The 25,003-nt window shown below is 44.0% G+C and carries 27 protein-coding genes and 1 other annotated feature; of the genes, 21 read left to right on the forward strand and 6 right to left on the reverse strand.

Going from position 1 to position 25,003, the window contains the following annotated elements; genetic code table 11:
* The first annotated feature begins 74 nt into the window (after positions 1–74).
* The 3 genes from map (at position 75) to V3C97_RS02030 (ending at position 3,282) form a co-directional block, all read left to right on the forward strand.
* Positions 75–878 (forward strand): type I methionyl aminopeptidase, encoded by an 804-nt coding sequence (gene map, locus V3C97_RS02020; RefSeq protein WP_027826690.1) that lies wholly within the window; start codon positions 75–77, stop codon positions 876–878.
* 166 nt (positions 879–1,044) lie between these two features.
* Positions 1,045–1,767 (forward strand): response regulator transcription factor, encoded by a 723-nt coding sequence (locus V3C97_RS02025; protein WP_009553052.1) that lies wholly within the window; start codon positions 1,045–1,047, stop codon positions 1,765–1,767.
* Between the two features lie 3 nt (positions 1,768–1,770).
* Entirely contained in the window at positions 1,771–3,282 is a 1,512-nt protein-coding gene (locus V3C97_RS02030; RefSeq protein ID WP_180849379.1) for a sensor histidine kinase, read from the forward strand.
* Between the two features lie 41 nt (positions 3,283–3,323).
* On the opposite strand, the gene V3C97_RS02035 is transcribed toward V3C97_RS02030, so the two are convergent.
* Positions 3,324–5,486, reverse strand: a complete 2,163-nt coding sequence (locus V3C97_RS02035) for an LTA synthase family protein (RefSeq protein ID WP_338434353.1) — start codon at positions 5,484–5,486, stop codon at positions 3,324–3,326.
* A gap of 264 nt (positions 5,487–5,750) precedes the next feature.
* On the opposite strand from V3C97_RS02035, the gene V3C97_RS02040 reads away from it, so the two are divergent.
* The 3 genes from V3C97_RS02040 (at position 5,751) to dapD (ending at position 8,445) form a co-directional block, all read left to right on the forward strand.
* Positions 5,751–7,103, forward strand: coding sequence for a glucose-6-phosphate isomerase (locus tag V3C97_RS02040; protein ID WP_009553045.1), 1,353 nt, complete (start codon positions 5,751–5,753; stop codon positions 7,101–7,103).
* Positions 7,104–7,229: 126 nt separating this feature from the next.
* Positions 7,230–7,718 carry a cyclic-di-AMP-binding protein CbpB gene (gene cbpB, locus V3C97_RS02045; protein ID WP_278838434.1) on the forward strand — a complete coding sequence of 163 codons (489 nt, stop codon included), beginning with the start codon at positions 7,230–7,232 and terminating at the stop codon, positions 7,716–7,718.
* A gap of 13 nt (positions 7,719–7,731) precedes the next feature.
* A complete protein-coding gene (gene dapD / locus V3C97_RS02050; protein WP_009553038.1) occupies positions 7,732–8,445 on the forward strand; it encodes a 2,3,4,5-tetrahydropyridine-2,6-dicarboxylate N-acetyltransferase in 714 nt (237 codons plus the stop codon).
* 312 nt (positions 8,446–8,757) lie between these two features.
* Here dapD and V3C97_RS02055 read toward each other — a convergent pair whose 3' ends face one another.
* The 3 genes from V3C97_RS02055 to V3C97_RS02065 are packed head-to-tail and all read right to left on the reverse strand — an operon-like array spanning position 8,758 to position 10,914.
* Positions 8,758–9,606: an amino acid ABC transporter substrate-binding protein gene (locus V3C97_RS02055; RefSeq protein ID WP_338434354.1), complete on the reverse strand. Its 849-nt coding sequence runs from the start codon at positions 9,604–9,606 to the stop codon at positions 8,758–8,760.
* 12 nt (positions 9,607–9,618) lie between these two features.
* Entirely contained in the window at positions 9,619–10,254 is a 636-nt protein-coding gene (locus tag V3C97_RS02060) for an amino acid ABC transporter ATP-binding protein (protein ID WP_338434355.1), read from the reverse strand.
* A 12-nt stretch (positions 10,255–10,266) separates the two neighbouring features.
* A complete protein-coding gene (locus V3C97_RS02065) occupies positions 10,267–10,914 on the reverse strand; it encodes an amino acid ABC transporter permease (protein WP_009553033.1) in 648 nt (215 codons plus the stop codon).
* 49 nt (positions 10,915–10,963) lie between these two features.
* Positions 10,964–11,196, reverse strand: a binding site (T-box leader).
* Between the two features lie 154 nt (positions 11,197–11,350).
* Here V3C97_RS02065 and V3C97_RS02070 point away from each other — a divergent pair.
* Positions 11,351–12,508 carry an N-acetyldiaminopimelate deacetylase gene (locus V3C97_RS02070; protein ID WP_216543581.1) on the forward strand — a complete coding sequence of 386 codons (1,158 nt, stop codon included), beginning with the start codon at positions 11,351–11,353 and terminating at the stop codon, positions 12,506–12,508.
* 187 nt (positions 12,509–12,695) lie between these two features.
* On the opposite strand, the gene V3C97_RS02075 is transcribed toward V3C97_RS02070, so the two are convergent.
* On the reverse strand, positions 12,696–13,577 hold the full coding sequence (locus V3C97_RS02075) for a mechanosensitive ion channel family protein (RefSeq protein WP_338434356.1): 882 nt from the start codon (positions 13,575–13,577) through the stop codon (positions 12,696–12,698).
* 132 nt (positions 13,578–13,709) lie between these two features.
* On the opposite strand from V3C97_RS02075, the gene V3C97_RS02080 reads away from it, so the two are divergent.
* Together V3C97_RS02080 and V3C97_RS02085 are read left to right on the forward strand one after the other, a co-directional pair.
* Positions 13,710–14,144 carry a DUF948 domain-containing protein gene (locus tag V3C97_RS02080; RefSeq protein ID WP_338434357.1) on the forward strand — a complete coding sequence of 145 codons (435 nt, stop codon included), beginning with the start codon at positions 13,710–13,712 and terminating at the stop codon, positions 14,142–14,144.
* Between the two features lie 5 nt (positions 14,145–14,149).
* Positions 14,150–14,602: a hypothetical protein gene (locus V3C97_RS02085; RefSeq protein ID WP_027826683.1), complete on the forward strand. Its 453-nt coding sequence runs from the start codon at positions 14,150–14,152 to the stop codon at positions 14,600–14,602.
* Between the two features lie 176 nt (positions 14,603–14,778).
* On the opposite strand, the gene V3C97_RS02090 is transcribed toward V3C97_RS02085, so the two are convergent.
* On the reverse strand, positions 14,779–15,882 hold the full coding sequence (locus V3C97_RS02090) for a M24 family metallopeptidase (protein ID WP_009553022.1): 1,104 nt from the start codon (positions 15,880–15,882) through the stop codon (positions 14,779–14,781).
* A 182-nt stretch (positions 15,883–16,064) separates the two neighbouring features.
* On the opposite strand from V3C97_RS02090, the gene ccpA reads away from it, so the two are divergent.
* The 12 genes from ccpA to V3C97_RS02150 all read left to right on the forward strand — a co-directional run bounded on the left by ccpA (position 16,065) and on the right by V3C97_RS02150 (position 24,978).
* On the forward strand, positions 16,065–17,072 hold the full coding sequence (gene ccpA, locus V3C97_RS02095; RefSeq protein WP_338434358.1) for a catabolite control protein A: 1,008 nt from the start codon (positions 16,065–16,067) through the stop codon (positions 17,070–17,072).
* A 168-nt stretch (positions 17,073–17,240) separates the two neighbouring features.
* Entirely contained in the window at positions 17,241–18,431 is a 1,191-nt protein-coding gene (locus tag V3C97_RS02100) for an RNA-guided endonuclease TnpB family protein (RefSeq protein WP_338434359.1), read from the forward strand.
* Between the two features lie 190 nt (positions 18,432–18,621).
* Entirely contained in the window at positions 18,622–19,128 is a 507-nt protein-coding gene (locus tag V3C97_RS02105; RefSeq protein ID WP_338434360.1) for a VanZ family protein, read from the forward strand.
* A gap of 94 nt (positions 19,129–19,222) precedes the next feature.
* Complete coding sequence (locus V3C97_RS02110; RefSeq protein ID WP_009553016.1) at positions 19,223–19,951, forward strand: YebC/PmpR family DNA-binding transcriptional regulator; 729 nt, start codon at positions 19,223–19,225, stop codon at positions 19,949–19,951.
* A 125-nt stretch (positions 19,952–20,076) separates the two neighbouring features.
* The gene (gene comGA / locus V3C97_RS02115; RefSeq protein WP_338434361.1) at positions 20,077–21,048 is read left to right on the forward strand and encodes a competence type IV pilus ATPase ComGA; all 972 of its coding nucleotides are present in this window, start codon (positions 20,077–20,079) and stop codon (positions 21,046–21,048) included.
* Positions 20,984–22,102, forward strand: coding sequence for a competence type IV pilus assembly protein ComGB (comGB, locus tag V3C97_RS02120; protein ID WP_338434362.1), 1,119 nt, complete (start codon positions 20,984–20,986; stop codon positions 22,100–22,102). Before comGA ends, comGB begins: the two co-directional genes overlap by 65 nt.
* Positions 22,099–22,401, forward strand: a complete 303-nt coding sequence (locus V3C97_RS02125) for a prepilin-type N-terminal cleavage/methylation domain-containing protein (protein WP_338434363.1) — start codon at positions 22,099–22,101, stop codon at positions 22,399–22,401. The genes comGB and V3C97_RS02125 overlap by 4 nt, the downstream gene beginning before the upstream one ends.
* Entirely contained in the window at positions 22,391–22,819 is a 429-nt protein-coding gene (locus V3C97_RS02130) for a prepilin-type N-terminal cleavage/methylation domain-containing protein (RefSeq protein WP_027826677.1), read from the forward strand. The genes V3C97_RS02125 and V3C97_RS02130 overlap by 11 nt, the downstream gene beginning before the upstream one ends.
* Entirely contained in the window at positions 22,800–23,033 is a 234-nt protein-coding gene (locus V3C97_RS02135; protein ID WP_180849393.1) for a hypothetical protein, read from the forward strand. Before V3C97_RS02130 ends, V3C97_RS02135 begins: the two co-directional genes overlap by 20 nt.
* Complete coding sequence (locus V3C97_RS02140; RefSeq protein WP_268889048.1) at positions 23,002–23,481, forward strand: prepilin-type N-terminal cleavage/methylation domain-containing protein; 480 nt, start codon at positions 23,002–23,004, stop codon at positions 23,479–23,481. Before V3C97_RS02135 ends, V3C97_RS02140 begins: the two co-directional genes overlap by 32 nt.
* Entirely contained in the window at positions 23,468–23,752 is a 285-nt protein-coding gene (locus tag V3C97_RS02145) for a hypothetical protein (protein ID WP_216543568.1), read from the forward strand. The genes V3C97_RS02140 and V3C97_RS02145 overlap by 14 nt, the downstream gene beginning before the upstream one ends.
* 218 nt (positions 23,753–23,970) lie before the next feature.
* Entirely contained in the window at positions 23,971–24,978 is a 1,008-nt protein-coding gene (locus V3C97_RS02150) for a class I SAM-dependent methyltransferase (protein WP_338434364.1), read from the forward strand.
* Positions 24,979–25,003: the final 25 nt, after the last annotated feature.

The raw sequence follows: 25,003 nt of genomic DNA on the forward strand, positions 1-25,003 counted from the left end.
AAAACTAACTATTTGTTGCGAATTAGGATATAATAGGGCGTGTTATATATTGGATAAATGGAGGCAACGATTTAATGATTACTTTGAAATCACCGCGTGAAATTAAAGCGATGGCTGAGTCAGGGGCAATCCTGGCGGGAATGTTAAATGGATTGAAAGACATTATTAAGCCGGGGATTTCTAGTTGGGAAATTGAAAAATTTGCTCGGAAATATTTTAAAGAACACGATGCGATCCCAGCTGAGATGGGGTTTGAAGGCTATAAATATGCAACCTGTGTCAGTGTCAATGATGAAATCTGCCATGGTTTCCCACGGAAAAATTTGCTCCTTAAAAACCACGATGTGGTTAAGGTGGATACAGTGGTGGACTACCACGGAGCAATGAGTGATTCTTGCATGACCTATGTTGTCGGAGAATCAACTCCTGAAATCGATAAATTAGTAGAAGTGACGGAAAAAGCACTCTATATCGGGATTGACCAAGCAGTGATTGGTAACCGGATCGGTGATATTGGAGCAGCTATCCAGCACTATGTTGAAGATGAGAACGGTTTTGGTGATGTGCGGGAATACATCGGCCACGGGATTGGACCAACAATGCACGAAGCCCCAGATGTTCCTCACTTTGGTGAAGCTGGGCATGGGGTCCGGCTCCGTGAGGGCATGACGATCACTATTGAACCCATGGTTAATGCTGGCGATTGGCGGGCTGACTCCAGTGCTCCGGATGGATGGACCGTCAAAACGATGGATGGCAGCTTGTCAGCCCAGTTTGAACATACGATTGTGATTACCAAGGATGGTCCTAAGATCTTGACTTCACGCGACAAGGTTAAAGATGCCAAGTACCTAATGGATTTTGATCAGTTGGGCTAAAAAGATAGGTAATACAGAATGGAAGATGAATTGTTAGCATCTTCCTTTTTTTGTGCGTACTGTTTGTCTCGGTAATTTATATTGTTTGGGGCAGACTTCCCCTAAAAATCTGGGAGATCTCTGCTATAATCGAACTAGGAAAATAGCGGAACAATGGAGGCTGGCTATGAAATTATTAATGATTGAAGACAATAAGTCCGTTGTTGAGATGATGGCAATCTTCTTCAAGAAAGAACAGTGGGAAGTAACCTATGTTTATGATGGGATCACTGCTGTTGAAGAATTCAATAAAGATCCGCAGGGATGGGATATTATTACCCTGGACCTTAACTTACCGGGCAAAGATGGGATGGAAGTTGCAGCCGAGATCCGCAAGGTGTCGCAGACAGTTCCTTTGATTATCATCACAGCCCGCGATACTGATAGTGATCAGGTGCTGGGCTTGGAGATGGGGGCAGATGACTATGTGGTCAAGCCATTTTCGCCAATTACTTTAATTGCCCGAATTAAGGCGCTCCACCGTCGGGCTGAATTACCGCGAACTAGCGAGGGAGGAGGCAGCAGTGCGGAGGCAAGTGTTGCCTTTGATGTTACTACCGCCAACTTCCAGCTCAACAGCAAAACGCGGGAAGCCTACTTGGGCGGGCGTGAAATCCCCGACCTAACTCCCAAAGAGTTTGACTTACTCAAGGCGATGGCCCAAAAACCTAAACAGGTTTTTTCACGGGAACAACTCCTGCAACTGGTCTGGGGCTATGAATATTATGGAGATGAGCGGACGGTAGATGCCCATATCAAGAAGTTGCGACGGAAGATTGAAAACGTTGGCCCCCAAGTTATCAAGACCGTCTGGGGCGTGGGGTACAAGTTTGATGATACTGAGGAATAAACTATGAAAATCCTTTATCGAAACATGCTAATCTTTTTTGCGGTAATCTTTGCGATTCTGTCAATAGTGCTCTTCGCCTTTTTCCATGTTTCGCGGCAAGTAGTTTATCAGGAAGCCTGGAACCGACTCGAAAACTACGCTAAAAGCATTGCTACCCAGTCATTACGGGTTGATCCTGATGGTGACTTGGAAATTGATCCCACCAGTTTGGTGACTACAGACCGTTTTTTGCGCGACCAGCACACCAACATTACGATCTACCAGAGTCCTAAGACAGTGATCTTTCCTGTGCGGAGTTACCGCTTTCCGATCGGTCAAGCAGACTGGCAACGGTTGAAAAAAGGAGAAATAATCCGCCGGAAACGGGACAACGGTCAGCGGGTTAAGCTTAATACGCGGGTGGTTAAGAAGCCAGCCTTGGAGGATAACTTGGTTAACAAAGTGACCCAAAATGTTTCTGGCGAGATGACAGATGTTTTCTATCCTTACCGTGATCGCAATGGTCGCTTGCTGGCTGTGATCGGGGTAGGGACAATGGTTTCCAATGTGGAAGCCAACTTTCAACAGGTCCAGCAAAACCTGATCTTTATCCTCTTGGTAATGGGGATCTTGAGCGTGACGGTTTCGTATGTACTGGCCTACCTCACGACTAAAAGGTTGGACCAGATGCGAATTGCTGCCCGCAAGGTGGCTAATGGTGACTTCAGTGTACGTCTCCCAGTAAAAAATGCCACTGGGGGCTCAGAATTGGATAATCTTACCCAGGATTTTAACAAGATGGTCCAGTCCCTTAAATCATCCCAAGAAGAGATTACGCGCCAAGAAGAACGGCGCAAACGCTTTATGGCGGATGTCGCCCATGAAATGCGGACACCCCTGACAACGATCAACGGTTTGTTAGAAGGTTTGGCCTATGATGCGATCCCAGAGGAAAGTAAGGGGCAAAGTGTAGAGCTGATGCGCAATGAAACTAAGCGCTTGATCAGATTGGTCAATGAAAACCTGGACTATGAAAAAATTCGGGCTGGCCAGATCATTATGTTCAAGAAAACCTTCGACAGTGTGGCAGTCCTCAAAAATATTGTCGAACAATTGGACCAGAAAGCCCAGGAAGCAGGGGATCACTTTGAGTTGAACTTACCTAGTGAATTGCCAGTATATGCCGATTATGACCGCTTCATCCAGGTCATGTTTAATATCATGCAAAATGCAGTTCAGTTTACTAGTAACGGTAAGATCTATGTTTCGGCAGAACGCGGTTACCAGCAATCAATTTTTAGGATTACAGATGAAGGGATCGGGATGACGCCAGATCAAGTTAAAAATATTTGGGAGCGTTACTATAAAGCGGACTTGTCGCGAACCAACACAAAGTATGGGGAATCCGGCTTGGGCCTGGCTATCGTTCAAGAGCTCATGCAGCTCCATGGCGGTAAAGTCGAAGTAACCAGCAAGCCTGGTAAAGGCTCAACTTTTACGATCATCTTCCCGGATGAAAAACCAGTAGAGCAATAAGAAAAAACCTGGTGGCAATTTCGCCATCAGGTTTTTAGTAGCTATTGTTGGGTCTTGTTACCGGTAGAAGTCGGGGTGCTGCTAGCTTTGCTTTCAGCCTGGGCAACGCTCTTGTCATTCTTATCGGTAGTCTTGAGCTCAGGGGCATCCGACTTGTAATCGTCGATCGTTGTATGGTTATCATTTTTGGACCACAAGCTAGTTGACTTGCGTTGCAAGATACTTTGGATCTGGGTAATGGCTGCAAAATCATTCTTGTAGTCGTAATTCTTCGGATCAACCGGCGTAAAGCCGTTAGGAACGTAGAAGCGCAAGAGGTTCTTGTCATTTAATGAATCTGACAAGGACAAGGCATGGTCGGTATATTCCTGGTTGGCTTTGACTTCTTTTTGGAGTTTGGCACTAGGGTGGGTAATCTCTTGGCCAGAGCCGTTATCATAAATCTTATTGCTAATAACTGATACATCCGGTGAAGTATAGTCACCATTGCGGAAGGCGACGACTTGTTTGTGCTGTGGTGAAAACAGGTCGGTTCCAAACTGCAGGTAGGACTGACTATTAATTCCCAGCAGGTGGAGCAAGGTTGGCAAGACGTCGATTTCACCCCCGTATTGGGTTTGCACCCCACCATCAGTAACACCTGGAATATGGATCATGAACGGAACCCGTTGCATTTGCATATCATCAAAGCTATTCCAAGTATCCGCGGACTTGTTCAGGAGGGGAGCAAGCTTGAGATTACGTGAGTCGGAGATCCCGTAGTGGTCACCATAGAGCACAATCACAGAGTTATCATAGAGTCCGGACTTCTTGAGGTAGTTGAAAAACTCTTCGACTGCCTGGTCAAGATAGTGCGCGGTGACAAAGTAATTATTGACTGAGTTATCACTGGTATCCGCCTTGTCGAAGCTGGTATTTTGTTCATCCAGCTCGAACGGGAAGTGGTTGCTGACGGTAATAAACTTGGCGTAGAACGGCTGTTGGAGTCGTTCCAGGTACTTGACAGAATCATGGAACAGTAGTTTATCTTTGAGCCCATATTCAGTGAGGTTATTGGCGTCTGTATTGTAGTAACTCGCATCGAAGAAGTATTGGTAACCAAGATTTTTATAAACATTGTCCCGGTTCCAAAATGATCCCTTGTTACCATGGAAGACAGCCGTCGAATACCCCTGGGTTTGGTTGAGGATGGCAGGGGCGCCTTCGAACGTATTGTCTGTCCCTAAAGCTGAGAAAAGTGACCCCTGGGGAAGCCCATAGGTGCTGGTTTCCAGCATATTTTCTGCGTCAGAGGTCTTTCCTTGACCTACTTGGTTGAAGAAGTTGGCAAAGCTATACGTTGACTTGTCGTTGTATAGACTATTGAGGAAAGGCGTTACTTCCTTATCATTGAGCTTGTAGTTAATCAAGAACTGCTGGAAGCTCTCTAGGTGGATGATGATCACATTTTTTCCCTTGGCAATCCCAAACTTCTTGGCGTCAGGTTGGGCATAGTTTTGCTGGGTAAAATCAATGACCTGATTGAGGTTAGCGCTGCTGGCCTTACTCCGAGCTTGGTTAGTTCGGGCAGTTTTGAGACCATCATAAACCGTAAAAGCATCGATCCCTAAATACTTAACCAGGTAATTGCGGTCAAAGGTCCGAACTAAAAGCTGGGGCCGGTCGATTTCGCCTAAGGTTAAGTTAAAAAAGAAGAGCATAATTGCTAATGAAGAAACAGCAGCGGCTTCCCTAGTCCGCAACGGCCGGGGATCAAGTTTGATGAACCGAGTTACTAAGCCGAGTAAAACCAAAATAACATCAATTACAATAATGATATCGGCCGGCTTTAACAGGGAAAGGGAACTAGTGCTGAGCCCTTGAGAAACTGCTGAATAGCCAAAGATAACATTCATTGTCATAAAGTCGGTAAATTCCCGATAATAAATGACGTTGAACAATAAAAGGGCGGTATTGGCAATATAGATGAGAACCGCCGTGATATAAAACGGAAGTGTCCGTTTGGTGTAAAGACTTATCCCGCTAAGCAGGAGAGTGGTGGCGATCGGATTGATCAAGAGAATAAGCAACTGGTAGGCCGACGACACTCCCAGATTGAAGTCGATCAGATATACCAGAATAGTCTTAATCCAAAATAATGTACAGATGAGAGTGAAAAACCCCCACCTAGTATTAATGAAGTTTCTAAATTTTTGCCAAGCCACGATCATAGTCGTCCTTTCGTACAAGTATGAATTATCTAATTTATGATAAACCGAATGGCGGTAAAAGGCTATGTGATTATCACAATTTTAGGAAAGACTTAGAAATAATTTATTGGAGAAATGGGAAGACAATCAACTTTTGTAAGTATTTTTCAGCAAACATAATAATTTGTCGTTAAATTTTCCCATTTTAGGCTGGAATATTGTATAATGAAGAGGATTACAATAATAACAATTCAAGTTTTTAAAGGAGAGATACAAGCGATGGCTCATATTTCATTTGATAGCTCAAACTTAACTAAGTTTGTTAACGATAACGAACTTAACGAAATGCAAGCACTCGTTAACGCCGTAGATAGCGAATTACGCGAAGGTACTGGTGCTGGTAACGATTTCCGGGGCTTTTTGAACCTGCCAGTTGATTATGATAAGGAAGAATTCGCCCGCATTAAAGCAGCTGCTAAAAAGATCCAATCTGATTCTGACATCTTAGTTGTGATTGGGATCGGGGGTTCTTATTTAGGAGCACGGGCCGCAATCGACTTTTTGAACCACACTTTCTACAATTACTTACCAGCTGAAAAGCGCAACGCACCACAAATTTTCTTTGCGGGGAACTCAATCTCTGGGAACTACCTCCACGACTTGATCGACTTGATCGGGGACAAGGACTTCTCGATCAACGTGATTTCTAAGTCAGGGACAACTACTGAACCTTCAATCGCCTTCCGGGTATTAAAGGAAGTCTTGATCAAGAAGTATGGTGAAGAAGCTGCTAAGGAACGGATCTATGCTACTACTGACCGTGCACGTGGTGCCCTCAAGACAGAAGCAGATGCAGAAGGTTATGAAACATTTGTTATTCCTGATGATGTCGGTGGTCGTTTCTCTGTTTTAACACCAGTTGGTTTGTTACCAATCGCCGTTTCTGGCGCAAATATCGATGACCTGATGCAAGGGGCTGCAGATGCACGGACTGCATACTCCAACCCTGACTTGAAGGTCAACGAAGCATACCAATATGCTGCTTTGCGGAACATCTTGTACCGCAAGGGTTACACTACTGAAATCTTAGAAAACTACGAACCAACATTGACTTACTTCTCTGAATGGTGGAAGCAATTAATGGGTGAATCAGAAGGTAAGGATCAAAAGGGAATTTATCCTTCATCTGCTAACTTCTCCACTGATTTGCACTCATTAGGGCAATACATCCAAGAAGGGCGCCGGAACTTGATGGAAACTGTTATCAAGGTTGGCAAGCCAACTAACGATGTAGTGATCCCAATGGACGAAAAGAACTTGGATGGCTTTAACTACGTTGGCAACAAGGAAATGGACTTCGTAAATACTAAAGCCTTCCAAGGGGTTGTTTTGGCCCACACAGATGGTAATGTACCAAACATGATTGTGAACATTCCTGACCAAACAGCTTACACATTAGGCTACACAATTTACTTCTTCGAAATTGCTGTGGCAATCTCCGGTTACCTGAACGGGATCAATCCATTCAACCAACCAGGGGTAGAAGCATACAAGAAGAATATGTTTGCCCTCTTGGGTCGGCCTGGTTTTGAAGAATTAACTAAGGAATTAAACGAACGCTTGAACAAATAAGCATAGTACCAATAACGGATCGGACCACCAGGGTGGTTTGGTCCGTTATTTTTGCTTTGGGGGAAGTATTGGCATTTCTATATAAATACCCTAAAATAGAAGTAGTGAACTAGAGGGGGACTAATAATGCTAGCAAAAGCAGTGGCAGCTATGTTGGAAGAAAGACAAGCACACTTCTTGATTCCAGCTTCGATTGTTGCTAATGTGCAAGAAGATAATCATCTCGACCATGCCTTTATGGTGCTCACCAAGGTTCGCTATGCGAAGATCCCAGTTTTGGACAATGAGCAGCGCTTCAAAGGACTAATATCATTGGCGATGATTACGGACAAGATGATGGGATTGAACGGGATTGACCCAGGTCATTTGGGGAGTATGGTGGTCAAAGACGTGATGGAAAAGGATGTACCAACGATTACCCTCCCATACGATATGGAGAAGATCCTGCACTTGTTGGTTGACCAACCATTTTTGGTGGTAGTTGACCAGCACCAAACCTTCACGGGGATTGTGACGCGACGGGAAGTGATGAAATGTGTTAACTACATTGCGCATGATCTCGAGCGCCAGTATATGGTAACGCCACTCCCTGCACAACAAGATGATAAAAAATAGGAGGTCATATTAAATGGCTAAATTAGATGCAAACGATATTATCAGAACAATTGCTGAGTCAAAGGGGAAAACCCCAGTTAAGGTTCACGTTAAGGGGGACCTGGCTGGATTAGAGATTCCAGCCACAGTTGATGCATATATCAACGATAAGTTTGGAGTATTATTTGGTGATTGGAAAGACGTGGAACCAGTCTTGGCTGATGCGCATGTGACTGGCTACCACGTTGAAAATGATGGTCGCAACACTGGTGTACCAATGGTTGACAAAAAGAAGTTCAACGCCCGGATCGAACCAGGTGCTATTATCCGTGATCAAGTTGAAATTGGGGATAATGCTGTAATCATGATGGGTGCTGTGATCAATATCGGAGCTGAAATTGGTGACAAGACAATGATCGACATGGGGGCTGTACTTGGCGGCCGTGCGATCGTGGGTAAGAACTGCCACATCGGGGCTGGTTCAGTCTTAGCCGGAGTGGTAGAACCACCTTCTGCAACTCCAGTTGTGATCGAAGATGATGTTATCATTGGCGCTAATGCCGTTGTCTTAGAGGGTGTTCGCGTTGGTAAAGGTGCGATTGTTGGTGCTGGTGCCGTGGTAACCAAGGATGTTGCCCCATATACGGTAGTAGTTGGGATGCCGGCCAAGAAGATCAAGGACGTGGCTCAAGTAGCTGATGGCAAGAAGGAAATTGTCGAAGACTTGCGGAACGTCAATAACGACTAACAACAAGCAAATAATTATTTAAGTACAGCAAGACTGCAAACTAGATTTTTAGTTTGCAGTCTTTTTAATCATTTGTTTAAGTTCATTTTAAAACGAAAGCATAGCTTATTTTAAACGCTAGGTTACAAGAAAACACACCTGGAACAACTGATACAGGACATATTGAACAATATGCGCTGCTTACATTAGAAAAAACCGCGTGGTCACGCGGTTTCAATGCTGCACATATTTTTTTATAGGTCGGGTGTACTTATTAAAAACACCAGCAGCCTAAAAAATTTTCTTGGCTTAACGACCAAATGAGTTGCCTCCCTATTTTTTAGCCGCAAAGGAAATTTGGTTTGGTTTACCAAACCATTTTTGATTGATCCGGTCTAGACTTCCGTCGTGGGCCATCTGAGTGAACACTTGATTGATTTTACGCCGTAAGGTTCGGTCCCCCTTGCGCATACCAACGACAAAGTCCTCACTGGGAAAGCCAACGGTTAAAGTGCGGTAACTTTGGGGATCTTTTTGGTGGGCAATATAATAATTGGCATAAACACTATCAATTACCATTCCCTGGATCCGGTTAGCGTTCAAATCCAAAAAAGCGTTGGTAAAGGTGTCATACTGAATGGCTTGCCGGGGATAACGCTTTAAATACTGCGGGTAGTCGTTGTAGGCTGTATAGCCAGATGAGCCGCTTTGCAAGCCAACGACTTTACCTTGCATTTGGATGGGACTGGTAATGCCAGTAGTTTTTTTACTAACAAGAATTTGCTTATTTTTGAGATAAGTGTGGCTGAAAGCAACGGTTTTAGCCCGGGCTGGGGTCTTGGTGTAACCATTCCAAATAAGGTCGATTGTCCCGTTACGCAGTTCGGTTTCTTTCATAGACCAGTCGATTGTTTGGAAACTAATCCGCAAACCGAGGCGTTTTCCCACCGCCCTTGCTAAGTCGATGTCATACCCAGCAAGTGTTCCGTCTTTTTGGCGGAAGCCCATCGGGACGAAGCTATCATCTAGACCAACGACGAGTGTCTTTCGTTGGCTAATTTTGTTCCAAGTATCGGTTTGGTTGGCCCGACTAGTTACACTTTGGTGCTGGCAGCCAGCTAGTGGCGCTACCAATAGCCCAATGAGTACCATGCCCCAAGCCCATAGTTTGATCTTTTTCATAACCAGACCCCCTTACGCTTGGACCGGAGTAACAGTCAGAGTCTGATCAGCAATTGCAGCTGCAAAGTCCCAATCGTGGGTGACAACAATTTGAGTCATTCCCTGAGCTTTTAAGGACAGAATGATCTCTTTAACTGCCTGGGATAGGGTGGGATCAAGGGCTGAGGTTGGTTCGTCGTAGCACAAAAATTGTGGTTTCATCGCCAAAGCCCGCGCGATAGCGACGCGTTGCTTTTGTCCCCCGGATAGCTGGTAAGGGTAAAGGTCAGCCTTATCTGCTAGGGAAAGCTGAGTTAAGAGAGTTCGGGCTGCTTTTTGGGCAGTCGGCATATCCTGCTTGAGTACCAAGTGTGGGGCTAAGGTAATATTTTCTAAAACTGTTAGGTGAGGAAACAAATTGTAGTCTTGAAAGACGACCCCGATGACGGCTTCACTAGTCGTTGCTTGGGGATCAAAGGGGTGGCCATCAACCAAAAGTTGACCACTATCAATGGTTTCCAGACCACTGATACAGCGGAGGAGGGTGGTTTTCCCACCCCCGGATTCACCGACAATACATAGGATACTGCCATCTTCCACCTGAAGGTTGAGGTCGGTGATGATTTGGCGACTGCCAAAGCTCTTGTTGATATTGCGTAATTCTAACATGGTAACCCCTCCTTAACGCCAGTAGCTAAACCGCTGTTCAACCTTGTTCAAGATCAAAGTTAAAAGGGCGGTCAATACCAGATAAATCAACCCTACTAAAAGCAAGGGAACTAGCGTCACGTCCCGTGCTGTTGCGATGTTTCCTGCCCGCAGGAGGTCACCTAACCCGATCACGTAGACCAGGCTGGAATCTTTGACGAGGTTGATGACTTCGTTTCCCACGGCGGGAAGGACAATTTTAATGACCTGAGGTGCAACGATCCGACTAATTGTTTGCCAGTAAGTAAGGCGTAAAACGCGGGCACTTTCGTATTGGCCCTGGTCAATTGCCTGCAGTCCACCTCGGAAGATCTCAGCAAAATAAGCAGTATAGTTGAGAATAAATGCTACTAGCGCCGCTTCGTAGCGGGGTAAGGTCAGCCAGCTAGCTAGAATCGGGAGGCCATAAAAAACAAAGATCAGTTGTAAGAGAAGAGGGGTCCCCCGCATCAGCCAGACATAACAATGCAAACTAGCGCGTAAGGGGTGCCAGCGGGAAAGCAAGCCTAAAGCGACGAGTAAACCGAGGGGTAAAGCCCCCACTAGAGTCCAAGCAAAAACAGCTAGAGTTAATTTGACCCCCGCCAAAAGCGACGGAAGTATTTCTAAGATATAAGTCATGGAATCCCTCCTTTTTGATCCAAAACAAAAAGCCCTCCGAGCATTATGCTCAGAGGGCGTTGATAACGCGGTCCCACCTCAAATATGTTAACTTCTCACAAAGTTAACCTCAGCGAGTTAAAAACTCTCCTGCTAACGGGCAGACCCGGCCCCGCCTACTATTAAGGGTTCAACGGGGCAACTGGCAGATGTGGTTCAGCTAGGAAGTTTGCTTTCTCTTTCCACCAGCCGAGAAATCTCTGCCCAAACTACCTAACCTAATCTTCTGGTCGTTGTCTTTAATTCGTTTTTAATGTAGTTTAGAATTTATCATTACCATAAGACCATGTCAAGGAATTTTCATTATCATTGCAGAAAATTTTCCCCGGGTACCCAAACTATCGTGACTAGAGTATCATAAGGGGGAGATTAAAATTGAGATGAGGAGCGGGATAAAATGGCATTAAGCGAGCCAGAACTGATTCAGATTAGACGTAAATTACACCAGATCCCAGAAATCGGGATGGAAGAATTTGAAACGCAAAAGGAATTATTAAAGATTATCCAGGCCATGCCTCAGGACCACCTCGAGGTCAAAACCTGGAAAACAGCAATCATGGTCCATGTTTTAGGGACAGATGGAAGCAAGACGATTGGTTATCGGACTGACATTGACGGTTTGCCAGTAACGGAAGCCACGGGCCTGCCGTATGCTTCCCAGCACCCAGGGCGGATGCATGCGTGTGGGCATGACATTCATATGACAGTAGCTTTGGGGATTTTGAGTCACTTTGCAGAAGTTAAGCCGGCTTGCAATTTGACTTTCATCTTCCAACCTGCCGAAGAAAACGCTAGTGGGGGCAAGCAACTCTATGAAAGTGGGGCACTGGATGCTTGGATGCCTGATGAAATCTATGCCTTCCATGACAATCCCCAACTACCAGCAGGAGCAATTGGTTGTCGACAGGGGACGCTGTTTGCCGGAACCTGTGAGATTCACGCTCATTTTACGGGCAAGAGTGGGCATGCTGCTTATCCTCACCAGGCCAACGATATGGTGGTAGCGGGTGCACAGTTTGTCAACCAGATTCAGACCATTGTCAGCCGCAACGTTGATCCGATTCAGTCAGGGGTAGTGACCCTGGGGCATTTTAGTGCCGGAACGACAGGGAATGTTATCGCCGGGGAATGCCAAATTGACGGGACAATTCGGGCTTTGACCCAGGTTAATAACCAGCTGATTCAAAAGCGGGTGCGGGCGATTGCGGAAGGAGTCGCCCAGAGCTTTGCTTGCGAATTGGACTTAGATTTGCATCAGGGAGGATATTTGCCGGTAGAAAATAATCCCCAAACCACGGCAGATTTCATCGCCTATATGCAACAAAAGCCGGAAGTCGAATTTATTGAGACGGCTCCGGCCATGACGGGGGAGGACTTTGGCTTTTTGATCTCCAAAATCCCCGGGACAATGTTCTGGTTGGGGGTGGAGAGTCCATATTCCCTTCATTCTGAACACTTAGCACCTAAGGAAGAAGCTATCATGAAGGGAGTTACTGCAATGGTGGGCTTCTTGGAACACCGGCAACACGTAGTTTTTACAGCCCAGTATGAATAATTGAACGATTAATATGACTAGGGGCTAGGAGAAAATTTTGTTTTCTCTTAGCCCCTATTTTTTATGCATTGTGGAAAAAACAGTCAGTCTAGTACCTAAGTGCGAACGATGACGGCTGCACTTTGCGCCAACCATCCTTTGATTTGAGATGAACGGCTTGACACAAGAGTTCTTTTCTCTTCATTTGCTAACTATTTAATTTTTGCTGGGTAGTTACCGGCAATTCGATTCCTGCTTGCTGTAAAGCTGCCAAGTAGGCTGCTAAAAACTGTTGTTTAACCTTAGCCTGCTGGCCATTTTGGGCAAAGACCGATGTTTGGAGGACTAACTGGCCACTGGGGAGTTCAACAACCCCGATCAAGGCCGGAGCTTGGGTCACTGCATCAAGCTGCGGCGTCAGATCTTTATTAACCTGCATGATGATCTCTTCCATTTTTTCAATGTCCATATTGGGCGTGATGGGAATATTGATTAGTGCTTGCATATCATTGCGGGACATGTTGCTGACAATAGTAATACTACGGTTAGGGATATAGGTCAGTGTTCCATCATAACCTTTGACCTGGGTAGTTCGAAGACCAACAGCATGGATTGTCCCGGTGATAGTACCAATTTTGACTGCATCACCGACAGCAAATTGTTGTTCCATTAGGATGAAAAGGCCGGTGACAACGTCGGTAACAAAACCTTGGGCCCCCAAGCCGATCGCAACACTGACGATTCCCGCCCCAGCGATCAGGGTGCCAACGGGGATTCCCATCACCGAGAGGACGGCATAGAAGTAAAAGAACAAGACGGTATAGTGAAAGATGTTTAAGCTCAAGGTGTAGATTGAACCAGCCCGCCCTTTGGTGTAGTCATTGCCCTTGCGAGCCCGGCGAAAAGCATTTTTAATCAGTTTTTTACCGACCGAATTGATGATGAAAAAGAGCAAGCTTAAAGCAAGAATAATGATAATTGTGTTAACAATCTTAGCAAAGATTTCATCCCAGTTGAGATTAGTGATGTACTTGGTAATAAAGTGTGAATCTTTGTTGAGTTGGTGGTTAATGATTGGACTTAAAAGCATAATTGACTCCTCGTTACATAGTGATTGACTATCTCAATGATACCAAACAATCAGGCTTGGAACAGTTTCCATTTACATTTGAAGTTTATAAATATTGATGATATTCTTAGATTAACAAGGAGGGTCTCTAGGATGAACTTAACTTTTGGTCAACTTGCCGGGCTGATCGCAGCTTTTACTTTTTTACTTTTAGTTGTTTTCATCTGTGTTTCTTTGAGTAAACTAACGCAGACGATTAATGAAATGAATAAAAGTATTAAGACGCTTACCGATGATGCTGATGGGATCGCCCACGAAGTAGAAGATTTGGTACAAAAGACTAATACGTTAATGGCTGACATCAACCAGAAGTCAGCCAAGATTGACCCAGTATTTGACGCTGCCGCTGATTTGGCCAAGAGCGTTTCAGACCTTAACACTGCAGGGCAAGATCTAGCTGGGCATCTCAAAGATTCCGTTCAAAAGACGACCAAGATGTCATTGGCGTACAATACTGGACGTAAAGCTTTTAAGGTTTATCGTGCCTTTAAAGCACGCAAGCAAACAACAGATTCAGAAAGGAAGTAGTGATTATGAAAAACAAGTGGTTACTAGGATTGGGTGCAGCAGCTGCTGGGACAGCTTTTTATGTTGCTAAGATGAGCACTGAAAAACGGGCGCAACTCAAGCGTCAACTCGACGAGTCAGTTGACCAGGGCAAACAAACAGCGCTCAAATACTACAAGTATTTTGCAGAATATATGGATGAAACCACTACTGAACAAACTTTTTCTGAATGGATGAAGGACCAAGTGGGAACAGTGAAGGGGAAGTTTGCAGACCAACAAGACAACATGCAAGCAACTTTAGCCTCACTGAAGCAGAGTACAGCTGACCTCAAGGACCGGTTAAACCAGGTCAAAGAAGATATGCAAACTCCTGCTGAAGAAGAAGCTTACCAAGATGACATCGTTGTTGACAGTGGGATCTTTACCGAAGAAGATGAACCACGGGTGCAAGTCTTCTATCCCCACACTGAAGACTAGGATGGGTTAAACAAGACTGATGCCTATTACCTACTAAGGAGAACGAGTGCTCCTTACAGGCAATAGGTATTTTTTATTGCCAAATACCGCCATGAAAAAGAGCCCCACAATTAAGTGGAGCTCTTCTTTAGTATCTTATTCGAATGTTAGCAACTAACCTAAATGCGTAAGCTTAATTACCGCAGGGGGATAACCCGCAATTCCTTGGAAGTATGAGTAAATGGTTCCACCCCAGTTTCAGTAACGTGAACACAATCTTCGATGCGGACCCCAGCAAAGCCTGGAATGTAGATCCCAGGTTCAATGGAGAAGCACATGCCGGGTTGAAGTTCCATATTGTTTCCTTCCATGATAGATGGAAATTCGTGTTCACTTTGTCCCATCCCATGACCCAAGCGGTGGATGAAGTATTCGCCATAACCAGCCTTGGAGATCACATCCCGTGCGATTTGGTCCAGTTCAGCTGCGGTCATCCCTGGCTTAGCTTTAGCTTGCGCAGTAAGTTGGGCTTCCAAGCAAACATTGTAGATATCTTTTTGCTTATCATCGATTTCGCCAAAGGCCACAGTCCGTGAAGCATCAGAGATATAACCTTGGTAAACTACCCCGAGGTCAAAGAGGGTAAGGGCGTTTGGTTGGATTAGGTCCGTCTTTGGTGCGCCATGTGGGTCAGCAGCGTTAGCACCTGATTGGACAATAGTATCGAAACTCATGTGCATGATGCCTTGCTTCCGCATTGCGTAATCAATTTCAGCTGCGACATCTTGTTCGGACATATTTTGAGCTAGTGCATTGAAACCAACAGTAAAGGCCTTGTCTGCGTATTGACCAGCCACAATTAATTTTTGAATTTCATCTGGTGTTTTCAGTAACTTTTCTTGTTGGATCACAGGAGTCAGGTCGCCAGCAAATTCAGCTTGTGGGAATTGGTGCCGCACTGCTTCATAGCGTTCCACTGTTAATGATCCCTTTTCGATTGCCCACTGGGTGGGGTTGTTTTTCCGGTCATTGATGTGTTGCTTGATCAATGCAAAAGGATCTTCATGGTCAAGATAACCATAAACAGGATATTGCCAGCCAGCTTGCTTGACTGAGCCGACTTCTAGGGCTGGCGCAAAGATAAATGGATCTTGATCCGGGAAGATAAACAAGGCTAAGACCCGTTCAACTGGGTCACTGCTAAAGCCAGTGAAGTATTCGATATTCTTCCAATCACTGACATATGCAATATCAAGATTATTGGTTGCTAGCCAATTTTGAACAGTAGTGATATGTGACATAATGATGTACTCCTTTATAAAAATTAAAGCTAATATTAATTATAGCACACGGTTCCAAGCCTTTATGAAAACCAAATGAAAAAACAGATTGAAACGCTTGCAATGAAAGATGAAATCTGCTAGAGTGATTAAGCATTACGGATGAAAATCGTTATGAAAACTAAACAATGGGAGGCTACATTATGGAAAAACAAACTGTAACAATCTACGATGTTGCGCGTGAAGCTGCAGTGTCGATGGCGACTGTGTCACGGGTGGTTAATGGTAATCCTAACGTTAAACCAGCAACCCGGAAAAAAGTGCTGGAAGTTATTGACCGCTTAGACTACCGTCCTAACGCGGTTGCTCGGGGCCTGGCTAGCAAAAAGACAACTACTGTTGGGGTAATCATTCCTGACGTAACTAATGTTTACTTTTCAACATTAGCCCGGGGTATTGATGATGTGGCAACGATGTACAAGTACAACATCATCTTGGCCAACTCTGACGATAATAAAGAAAAAGAAATTCAAGTTTTAAACACCTTATTAGCTAAGCAAGTTGATGGTATCATTTTCATGGGAAACCACATGGACGACCAGTTGCGGGAAGAATTCAAACGGACGCGGACCCCAATCGTTTTGGCGGGGTCAGTGGATCCTGAAAACGAAGTTGAAAGTGTCCACATCGACTACGTAGCTGCTGTTAAGGAAGCTGTGCGTGATTTGATTTCCCATGGCAACGACCGCATTGCTTTCATTTCCGGTCCACTATCTGACCCAATTAACGGTGAATACCGGTTGAAGGGTTATAAAGAAATTCTGGCTGAAAACAACATCGAATTTGACGAGAATTTGATTTTTGAAACAGATTACAGTTACCATGCTGGGGAAACAATCTGGCCAGCATTGGCTGCAGCGGGGGTTACTGCTGCTTATGTGGGTGATGATCGGTTAGCGGCTGGAGTTTTGAATAGTGCCCTGGATGCTGGGGTCAAAGTCCCAGAAGAATTTGAATTGGTTACTAGCAACAACTCCGAGATTACCCAGATGGTACGGCCAAAGTTATCTTCAATTACCCAACCCCTATATGATATTGGGGCAGTATCCATGCGGTACTTGACGAAGATGATGAATAAAGAAGAAAACGTCGAAGAAGACAAGACAATTCTCTTACCTTACGGGTACGTTAAACGTGCATCAACTAAATAAGTTATTGAATAAGGAGAGCCATATAACCAGCTCTTCTTATTTTTTATCCCAAGAGGGCGAGAATACTGCCACTTCTATAAGTGGCAGATGAATCGCCTTTTTAAATACTTCGTGTTTCTTTTTTGGTAAAATAAAGGCATAATTCTAAGGAAAGCGAGGTTAAAAAACATGGTACTTAAGGCAATCAAAGCTAGAATCTATCCTAATCAAACACAAAAAGAACAATTGCTAGTTAATTTTGGCTGTGTTCGTTTTGTATGGAATCAAATGCTAAATATGCAGATTGAACGTCATAAAAATAATAAAGACGCAAAGTATCAAAATCATTTTGCTATGAATAATATGTTAAAAGCCATGAAGTTAGAATATCCATGGTTAAAACAAGCAGAATCAACCTCACTTCAAGTAGTTAACCGTAATTTAGATGACGCATTTAAACGCTTTTTCAACAAGAAACTAAGAAATGGTTTTCCAAGATTTAAACGCAAAAAATACGCTCAAGCATATACCAGTAAAGCTATTCAAAATAATATCCAAGTTTTAGATCATCATCACATTAAGTTACCTAAACTAGGAGTAGTTAAGTATCGTACTGGTAGGAAAATTACAGGTAAAATCAAAGCTGTTACCCTTAGAATTAACAGTCAAGGTCAATATTATATTTCTGTTCTAACTGAAAGTGAAAATCAAACTTTTAAAAAGACAGGAAAAGTAATTGGACTTGATTTAGGCTTGTCTGATTTAATCATTACTTCTGATGGAATTAAACATGATACAATCCGTTTTGATAAAGACATGCAAGCTAAATTAAGATTACATGAACGTAAATTAGCACGTCGTTTACACAAGGCTAAAGTTGAAATTGCTTTTGATAGACACGAAAAAGTACTTTTTCCTAGAACAAAATTAACACAATTTCCACGCTATCAAGCTGAGAGAAAAACAGTGGCTAAATTAAAAAATAGAGTAGCTAACCAACGCTTAGATTACTTACATAAAATCACCACGAAATTAGTTAAAGATTACGATGTAATCGTAGTTGAAAAATTAAATACCAACGGTATGTTAAAAAACCATCGTCTATCCAGATCAATTGTCAATGCAGCTTGGTCTAAGTTGGTTAGTCTTTTAGACTACAAATGTACCTGGTATGGAAAACAACTAATCATTGTTGACCCTAAAAATACTAGTCGTATCTGTTCTAATTGTGGTAAGAAAAATCATAATTTTGATAAGTTAACACAACAAGAATGGCTAGATACTCGTGAATGGGGTTGTCCTAATTGTCAAACACATCACGATCGTGATGTGAATGCCGCTAAAAATATCTTAGCTAGAGGTTTAAAAACTCTAGCTTAAACAAAAAAGGTATGGAACGTACCTTAGTAAAATAGCCTGAACCTCTACTGTTTAAAATACGTTTTAAATAGCAAGTTATGGGTGTTCCTAGAATCCCCAGCTTCAAATCGTTAAGAAACGGAGTTTTAGGATAAGTTGGGGTAGTTCAATAACTAGCTTCGACTTATAGTACTAGTAAAGAGGGGAAAGAATGAAAAAACGTCAGCTTAATCCTAATATCTACCTTGGAATCGTGGTTGTAATCATGGTAGTGCTGTTTTATAGTTCGGCCCAGACTTACCACCAGCAGACGATTGTGCCCCAGCTCCATCACTTTTTGTCAGGCCGGCCGGGATTGAAGCTCCTCCAAGGAATTGATTTTACGTATGCCGGAGAACATGTATCATTATCTGCTTTAGGCTACGCTAAAATGGTAGAGTTTTTCATCCGAAAGTGTGCCCACTATGGGACATATTTTTTAATGGGATGGTTTATGGTCCTTGGCCTCAAGGACCGCCTCCGAAATCTCGGGTTGACTGGAGTAGTTTGCTACCTGGCCTGTCTAGGTTATGCTGCCAGCGATGAGTTTCACCAGATGCTGACGGGTGGGCGGACGCCGCTTTTTCAAGACGTTATGCTAGATGGTACCGGAGCCTTGACTGCCATTTTGATCTTGGTGATTTACTTTGGCATTCGGCAAAGAAAACGGTCGCATTGATTAGGCGGATAGGATTGTAAAATTCAAATTTCTTTGGTAATATTTAATTTGGCTATATATTGCCAGTTATCAAGATTGGAAAGAGGTAGTAAAAATGTCAGGACATTCAAAATGGCATAACATCCAAGGCAGAAAGTCTGCTCAAGATGCTAAACGTGGAAAAATTTTCCAAAAAATATCACGAGAGATCTATGTGGCTGCAAAGAGTGGCGGTCCTGACCCAGATTCTAACCCGCAATTACGGTTAATGATCGACAAAGCTCGTAGCGCTAACATGCCAAAGGACAACATCAAGCGTGCCCTTGATAAGGCTTCTGGTGCTGGTGGTGAAGACTACGAAGAAATCACTTACGAAGGTTATGGCCCAGCAGGTGTTGCTATCTTAGTTCACGCTTTGACTGACAACCGTAACCGGACAGCATCTGCTGTGCGTGGTGACTTCAACCGTAATGGTGGTAGTCTTGGTGAAACTGGTTCCGTTAGTTTCATGTTCAACCGTAAGGGCTACATTGCAATTGCTCGTGAAGGTTTGGACGTTGATGAAGACCAAATGTTTGAAGACGTTATCGAAGCTGGGGCAGAAGATTTACAATCAGCAGATGAAGTCTTTGAAATCTATACTGATCCAAAGGCATTCACTGATGTTAAGGCTGAATTGGAAAAGAAGTATGATTTAGCTACTGCTGAATTAACAATGATTCCAACAACCACTGTTCCTGTACCGGAAGACAAGGTTGAACAGCTTAACCGCCTGATTGAAAAGCTTGAAGATGAAGACGACGTTTCCGAAGTGTTCACTTCTGCTGAATACCCTGAAGACTAATTCAATACCAGTTAGTGGGACAACCCAGTAACATAGAATCGAGATTAGACCCGGACTTTCTTCCGGGTCTTTTTTGTTAGAATTCCCCCTCCTTTCGTATTTAGATTGTAAAGGAGGGATTTTTTATGCAAAGAGCAGCGCACAAGGTACTCACAGCAGCTGCGGAGATGGTAGCGGGGGATATCTATTTTCTTCCTCGCCACGGGGAATATTTGATTTGCTTTGACTGTCAGGGGCTACACTATGAATACCGACGTGTTCCCCATACAGAGGGGCAAAAGATGATCAACTACCTGAAGTTTAATAGTGATATGTCCTTGACGGAAAAGCGTCGCCCCCAGTTGGGAGCGTGGCAGTTTAAACATGCGGACCAGACTATTCACTGTCGTTTGTCGGCGGTTGGGGACTACCGTGACCGGGAGTCCCTGGTAATCCGCCTGCTGTATCCCTATGCCCAGCTCAAGCAGGGGTATTTCTTTGCTGACCAGTGGCAGCGGATTAGCCAAGCGTGCCAACAACGAGGCTTAGTTTTATTTGCCGGGCCGATGGGGAGTGGTAAGACGACAGCGATGTATCATTTTGCCCGCCAATTGACGGGTAAGATGGTGCTGTGTATTGAGGACCCGATCGAGATTCAAGAAGAGCGTTTTCTCCAAATCCAGGTTAATGACCGGGCGGATATGACCTATGAACAGCTATTGCGGGTAGCATTACGTCACCATCCAGATGTGTTCATAATTGGTGAGATTCGGGATACAGGCACAGCTCAGATTGCTGTCCGGGCAGCTCTGAGTGGGCATTTAGTCTTGAGCACGGTCCATGCCCGTAACGTGTATGGGGTATACCAGCGCTTAGTAAATTTGGGGGTCGACGAGCAGGAGTTAGGCCAGGTATTGAATTTAATTTCATACCAGCGGTTACTGCCAACTATTCAAGGTGACCAGCGAGTCCTTTTCGATCAAGTGGTTGGTTGGGATCAAGAAGCACTGCGAAGGCCCCAGGCAGGAATGACGACGGAATGGAGGGAGAACCTTGCGCGATGTCAACAAGCGGGGTGGATCACCCCACAAACAGTGGCCGCTTTCCAAGAAGGCTAATCCTAAGGCTAACCGCCAGGCTGCTAAGTATTTACGCCCACCCAAAACACGCTTACCGTTGCGCCAGCAAGTGTTATTTTTCTCATTGTTGGCCGACTTATTACAGGCAGGTTTTCAATTGCAAACAGCACTTACTATGATGCAGAGATTAGCACCGGAACTAAAATCATTTTTGACGCAAATTAATACACAATTGCAAGCAGGACAAAGTTTAGGGCAGGCATTGGCAGGTAGGATTGCTACTAATTCTTATAGTCAGATCATGATTGCAGAAAAGCATGGCTTTTTGGACCAGAGTTTACAACAGCTGGGACAATTGCTGACTACCCGAACACGCCAAAAGGCCCGTTTGCGAGCACTATTAGCATACCCAGTGGCTTTGTTTGTTGTGATTGGTGGGATTATTGTGGCGGTCAAAATATGGTTATTTCCGCAGTTAACTCATTTTAGCAATTTTGACCAAACCAACTTTATCAGTTGGTGGTTAGTACTCAAGTATATAGGAGTAGTGTTACTAAGCGTTTTAGTGGTGTATTTATTGCGGGTCGGTTGGTGGTGGCGGAAACAAGGAGCGGTAGTACGGAGCAGCTGGTATGTGAGTTTACCAATTATCGGTAAACTGTATTCACAATATAGTTACTATTATCTTTCCTTTAATATCGGAATGCTGCTGAAAAGTGGGATGGACCTCAAGCAGATTAGGGAATATCTCTTGGTTTTTGACCCTGCATCATTGTTTTATCAGTTAGGGGAACGGTTAGAACGGCATATCAATTCTGGTCAGAGCTTATCAACATTTATTCGGCATTATCCTTTTTTACCGCCAGAGTTGACTTATTTCATCGGTAAGGGGCAGACTTTGTCTCAACTGGGGACAGAACTTTTAGTTTATTCCAAGCTAGCCTACAAGAAGTTATTGCAAAAGAGTGAACGGATGATGAACTACATTCAACCTCTCCTCTTTGTTATTATTGCTTGCCTGATTATTGGCACTTACTTGGCGATTCTATTACCCCTATATCATAGTTTGGAAGGAGTATATGTATATAAATGAAGAAATATTTGGCTAAAAAGGTACCGGCTTTTACCTTGTTAGAGATGGTAGTGGTGTTATTTATTATTTCGCTACTGGTGTTGATCATTCTCCCCAATGTGGCTGCCCAACGAAAAAATGCCAGTAAAATTAACCGTAATGCATTACAAACTGAGCTTAATACGCAGGCGCAGTTGTATATGAATGACCATAACGTGAATAGTGTGACGGTTGCTGACTTAGAACAAGCTAAGTATCTTACTGCTAGTCAGGTAGAAGCAATCAAGCGGGAACATTTAGAGATTAGCCATGAAAAATAAACGCTATAGGGCCTTTTCTTTGGTCGAAATGCTCGTCGTGTTGGCGATAACAGCAGCATTAATACTTTTGGGGTTTCCGCCGGCACGCCAGACGTGGCAAAGTACGCAGGAACGAATATTTTGGCACCGCTTCGATACGGAGTGGGATCGAACTGTCCAATACATGACTGCTAATAAAAGTGCGCGCTTATGTTTTTATCGCGATGAAGTTGTTTTTATGCGGGGGGAGCGTAATAGTTGGGGACATTTGCCCTACCCCCACCGTCTCCGACCGCGGACTTACTATGAAATCAAGCTGACCGCGACCGGCAATGTGATGCCTCAGTCAGTATACTTGGACGCTAGGCAACCAGGACCCGGTTATCGTGTGGCTTTTCAGTTGGGAGTAGGAGGACGTTATGCAATTTATCAAACCTAAACATAAAGCTTTTGTGCTAGCTGAAGCTTTGTTAGGCCTAACTTTCATCAGTTTAGGGATCATGCTTGTTGCATGCAATCAACAGGTTTTAGTCCGCCGTGAACGGCAAGTATATGCTCAATTAAACCAGTCTTACCAGCAGCTCAATTGGAGTCGTCAGCGCTTGTATGAGGTGAAAGAAGATGAACTACCGCCAAAAGTCCCCCAAGAGTAAAGCATTCACTTTACTTGAAACGATCATTGCCCTAGGGATTACAGCTGTGACTATTCTTTTGATTAATGGATTAGCCCAGATACTCTATTCACCGCAACGGACTACGCAGCAACAAGACAGAGTGATGTGGGAACACCTGATTACAGTTCTGACAATGGACCGCCTGCAGCTACAACCTTGTTCTGAGTCAGATTCGTTAATGGTATTTTATTCGCCGCCAGAAAAAGCATATTACTGTTTACTTCATAAACCTGATAAAAAAGAACTAATTATGAAAAAAGCCCTCACGCCTGCCCGACCAAGTGACTTTAAGGGACGGATTCCGTTGTTATATCATGTCGATCAAATTCACTATACATACCAGGCGGGCATTTTGACTATAAAAGCCACCATCAGTGGCAGGCAGTACCAACGAAGGGTGGTGATGGCTCCATATGCTGAAAGTTAGATACCGGCGGACTAAGGCTTATACGATGGTTACATGCTTATTGTTGTTGGGAATTTTGGGAATGGTGGCAGTCGGACAGAGTTTGTGTTATTACGCCCGAATCATGAGTTATCAGGAAATGATCAATACCAACCAAGCACAAACGGTAATGAACCGCTTGCGTTACGACCAGCGCCATGCAGGGACTTATCCGGAAGGAAAGGTTGTCTGGCAAGGGGGACATTATGTTGTAACTTTGTCCAATAACCAGCAGTATTGCTTTGAAAAATAAGGCGGGTAGCTTGAAATCATGCTTAAATCTATATAGAATTGAAAAAGTGATCCATAAAAGGACTAGTTTTAGTTGAGCTTACCGGAATAGCAGCCTTGAAGCAGGATGTTTATTGGACCAAGTAGTATCCACGGTAAGAAGATATAGAAAGGAAAAGCTAAATAGTTGCTCATTTAAAGCCACATCTGGGCCAAGCAACTATTATAGTAGGAAGGAAAATGGCACTTAATCCCAAAGTTGAACCTAATTTGCAGGTCCTAGGGCAAACAATTGCTTTACTGCAAGAAGATATGGACCTCGATTATTTTGATGCCTTGATTGAAACAGGGGACAACCTCCTGACAGGGGAGATCCAGGTTGAAGATGGGCATCCCAAGCCAGCGACTGTTGCTAAATTACAGGACCTGTATGACCAAGTCGATCTAACTACCTTAGCAGCGGATGATGTTCGTTTGTTAGTGCAATTATTGATTCTTAAAGGTTATAAGCAAGAAGTAATTCAACCTAACCACCAGATGACGCCAGATACAATCGGGTTGTTACTGGCTAATATCCTAACAGTGATTTTCCGTAATCATCACCAGCTCAGCTTGCTGGATATGGGGGTAGGAACAGGTAATTTATTGTTTACCTTGTTGAACCACCTGCCTGACCAAGATGTAACGGGAATGGGAGTTGACAACGATGATACACTGTTGACGTTGGCAAGCTTGAGTGGCCAGTTACAACAAATCAAAGTGGACTTATTCCACCAGGATGGGTTGGATCCATTATTGGTTCCAGCGGTCGATGCTGTTGTCAGTGATTTACCGGTTGGGTACTATCCGATTGATGAAAAAGCACAAAAATTTGCAACTCATAACCAAGAAGGGCATTCGTTTGCGCATCACTTACTGATTGAGCAAAGTTTGAATACGCTCAAACCCGGTGGTGTAGGGGTGTTTATTGTTCCAGCTGGTTTATTCCAGACACCGGCCGGACTCCCATTAGTGAAGTACATCCAACAGGTTGGATATTTGCAAGCATTACTAAATTTACCTCAAGGCTTATTTGGAAATACGCAAGCACGCAAAGCTATTTTGCTAGTACAAAAGCAGGGGGGCAATGCCCAGCAAGCTAGCCAAGTTTTGTTGGGGGACTTCCCTGAGATTAAGAATCAAGACGAATTTGCCAAGTTTGTGCATGAATTGGAAGCATTTCTGGTAGCCAATGTTGTAGTGAAATAGTGTGGTTTTTTAGGCGGTATAGTTA

The sequence above is a fragment of the Ligilactobacillus saerimneri genome, assembly GCF_036689625.1.
Taxonomy (GTDB): Bacteria; Bacillota; Bacilli; order Lactobacillales; family Lactobacillaceae; genus Ligilactobacillus; species Ligilactobacillus saerimneri.

Excerpts from the sequence above, each read along its gene's own strand:
- map (WP_027826690.1), top strand. The coding sequence starts at position 75 with ATGATTACTTTGAAATCACCGCGTGAAATTAAAGCGATGGCTGAGTCA.
- V3C97_RS02025 (WP_009553052.1), top strand. The coding sequence starts at position 1,045 with ATGAAATTATTAATGATTGAAGACAATAAGTCCGTTGTTGAGATGATG.
- V3C97_RS02030 (WP_180849379.1), top strand. The coding sequence starts at position 1,771 with ATGAAAATCCTTTATCGAAACATGCTAATCTTTTTTGCGGTAATCTTT.
- V3C97_RS02040 (WP_009553045.1), top strand. The coding sequence starts at position 5,751 with ATGGCTCATATTTCATTTGATAGCTCAAACTTAACTAAGTTTGTTAAC.
- cbpB (WP_278838434.1), top strand. The coding sequence starts at position 7,230 with ATGCTAGCAAAAGCAGTGGCAGCTATGTTGGAAGAAAGACAAGCACAC.
- dapD (WP_009553038.1), top strand. The coding sequence starts at position 7,732 with ATGGCTAAATTAGATGCAAACGATATTATCAGAACAATTGCTGAGTCA.
- V3C97_RS02055 (WP_338434354.1), bottom strand. The coding sequence starts at position 9,606 with ATGAAAAAGATCAAACTATGGGCTTGGGGCATGGTACTCATTGGGCTA.
- V3C97_RS02060 (WP_338434355.1), bottom strand. The coding sequence starts at position 10,254 with ATGTTAGAATTACGCAATATCAACAAGAGCTTTGGCAGTCGCCAAATC.
- V3C97_RS02065 (WP_009553033.1), bottom strand. The coding sequence starts at position 10,914 with ATGACTTATATCTTAGAAATACTTCCGTCGCTTTTGGCGGGGGTCAAA.
- V3C97_RS02070 (WP_216543581.1), top strand. The coding sequence starts at position 11,351 with ATGGCATTAAGCGAGCCAGAACTGATTCAGATTAGACGTAAATTACAC.
- V3C97_RS02075 (WP_338434356.1), bottom strand. The coding sequence starts at position 13,577 with ATGCTTTTAAGTCCAATCATTAACCACCAACTCAACAAAGATTCACAC.
- V3C97_RS02080 (WP_338434357.1), top strand. The coding sequence starts at position 13,710 with ATGAACTTAACTTTTGGTCAACTTGCCGGGCTGATCGCAGCTTTTACT.
- V3C97_RS02085 (WP_027826683.1), top strand. The coding sequence starts at position 14,150 with ATGAAAAACAAGTGGTTACTAGGATTGGGTGCAGCAGCTGCTGGGACA.
- V3C97_RS02090 (WP_009553022.1), bottom strand. The coding sequence starts at position 15,882 with ATGTCACATATCACTACTGTTCAAAATTGGCTAGCAACCAATAATCTT.
- ccpA (WP_338434358.1), top strand. The coding sequence starts at position 16,065 with ATGGAAAAACAAACTGTAACAATCTACGATGTTGCGCGTGAAGCTGCA.
- V3C97_RS02100 (WP_338434359.1), top strand. The coding sequence starts at position 17,241 with ATGGTACTTAAGGCAATCAAAGCTAGAATCTATCCTAATCAAACACAA.
- V3C97_RS02105 (WP_338434360.1), top strand. The coding sequence starts at position 18,622 with ATGAAAAAACGTCAGCTTAATCCTAATATCTACCTTGGAATCGTGGTT.
- V3C97_RS02110 (WP_009553016.1), top strand. The coding sequence starts at position 19,223 with ATGTCAGGACATTCAAAATGGCATAACATCCAAGGCAGAAAGTCTGCT.
- comGA (WP_338434361.1), top strand. The coding sequence starts at position 20,077 with ATGCAAAGAGCAGCGCACAAGGTACTCACAGCAGCTGCGGAGATGGTA.
- V3C97_RS02125 (WP_338434363.1), top strand. The coding sequence starts at position 22,099 with ATGAAGAAATATTTGGCTAAAAAGGTACCGGCTTTTACCTTGTTAGAG.
- V3C97_RS02130 (WP_027826677.1), top strand. The coding sequence starts at position 22,391 with ATGAAAAATAAACGCTATAGGGCCTTTTCTTTGGTCGAAATGCTCGTC.
- V3C97_RS02135 (WP_180849393.1), top strand. The coding sequence starts at position 22,800 with ATGCAATTTATCAAACCTAAACATAAAGCTTTTGTGCTAGCTGAAGCT.
- V3C97_RS02140 (WP_268889048.1), top strand. The coding sequence starts at position 23,002 with ATGAACTACCGCCAAAAGTCCCCCAAGAGTAAAGCATTCACTTTACTT.
- V3C97_RS02145 (WP_216543568.1), top strand. The coding sequence starts at position 23,468 with ATGCTGAAAGTTAGATACCGGCGGACTAAGGCTTATACGATGGTTACA.
- V3C97_RS02150 (WP_338434364.1), top strand. The coding sequence starts at position 23,971 with ATGGCACTTAATCCCAAAGTTGAACCTAATTTGCAGGTCCTAGGGCAA.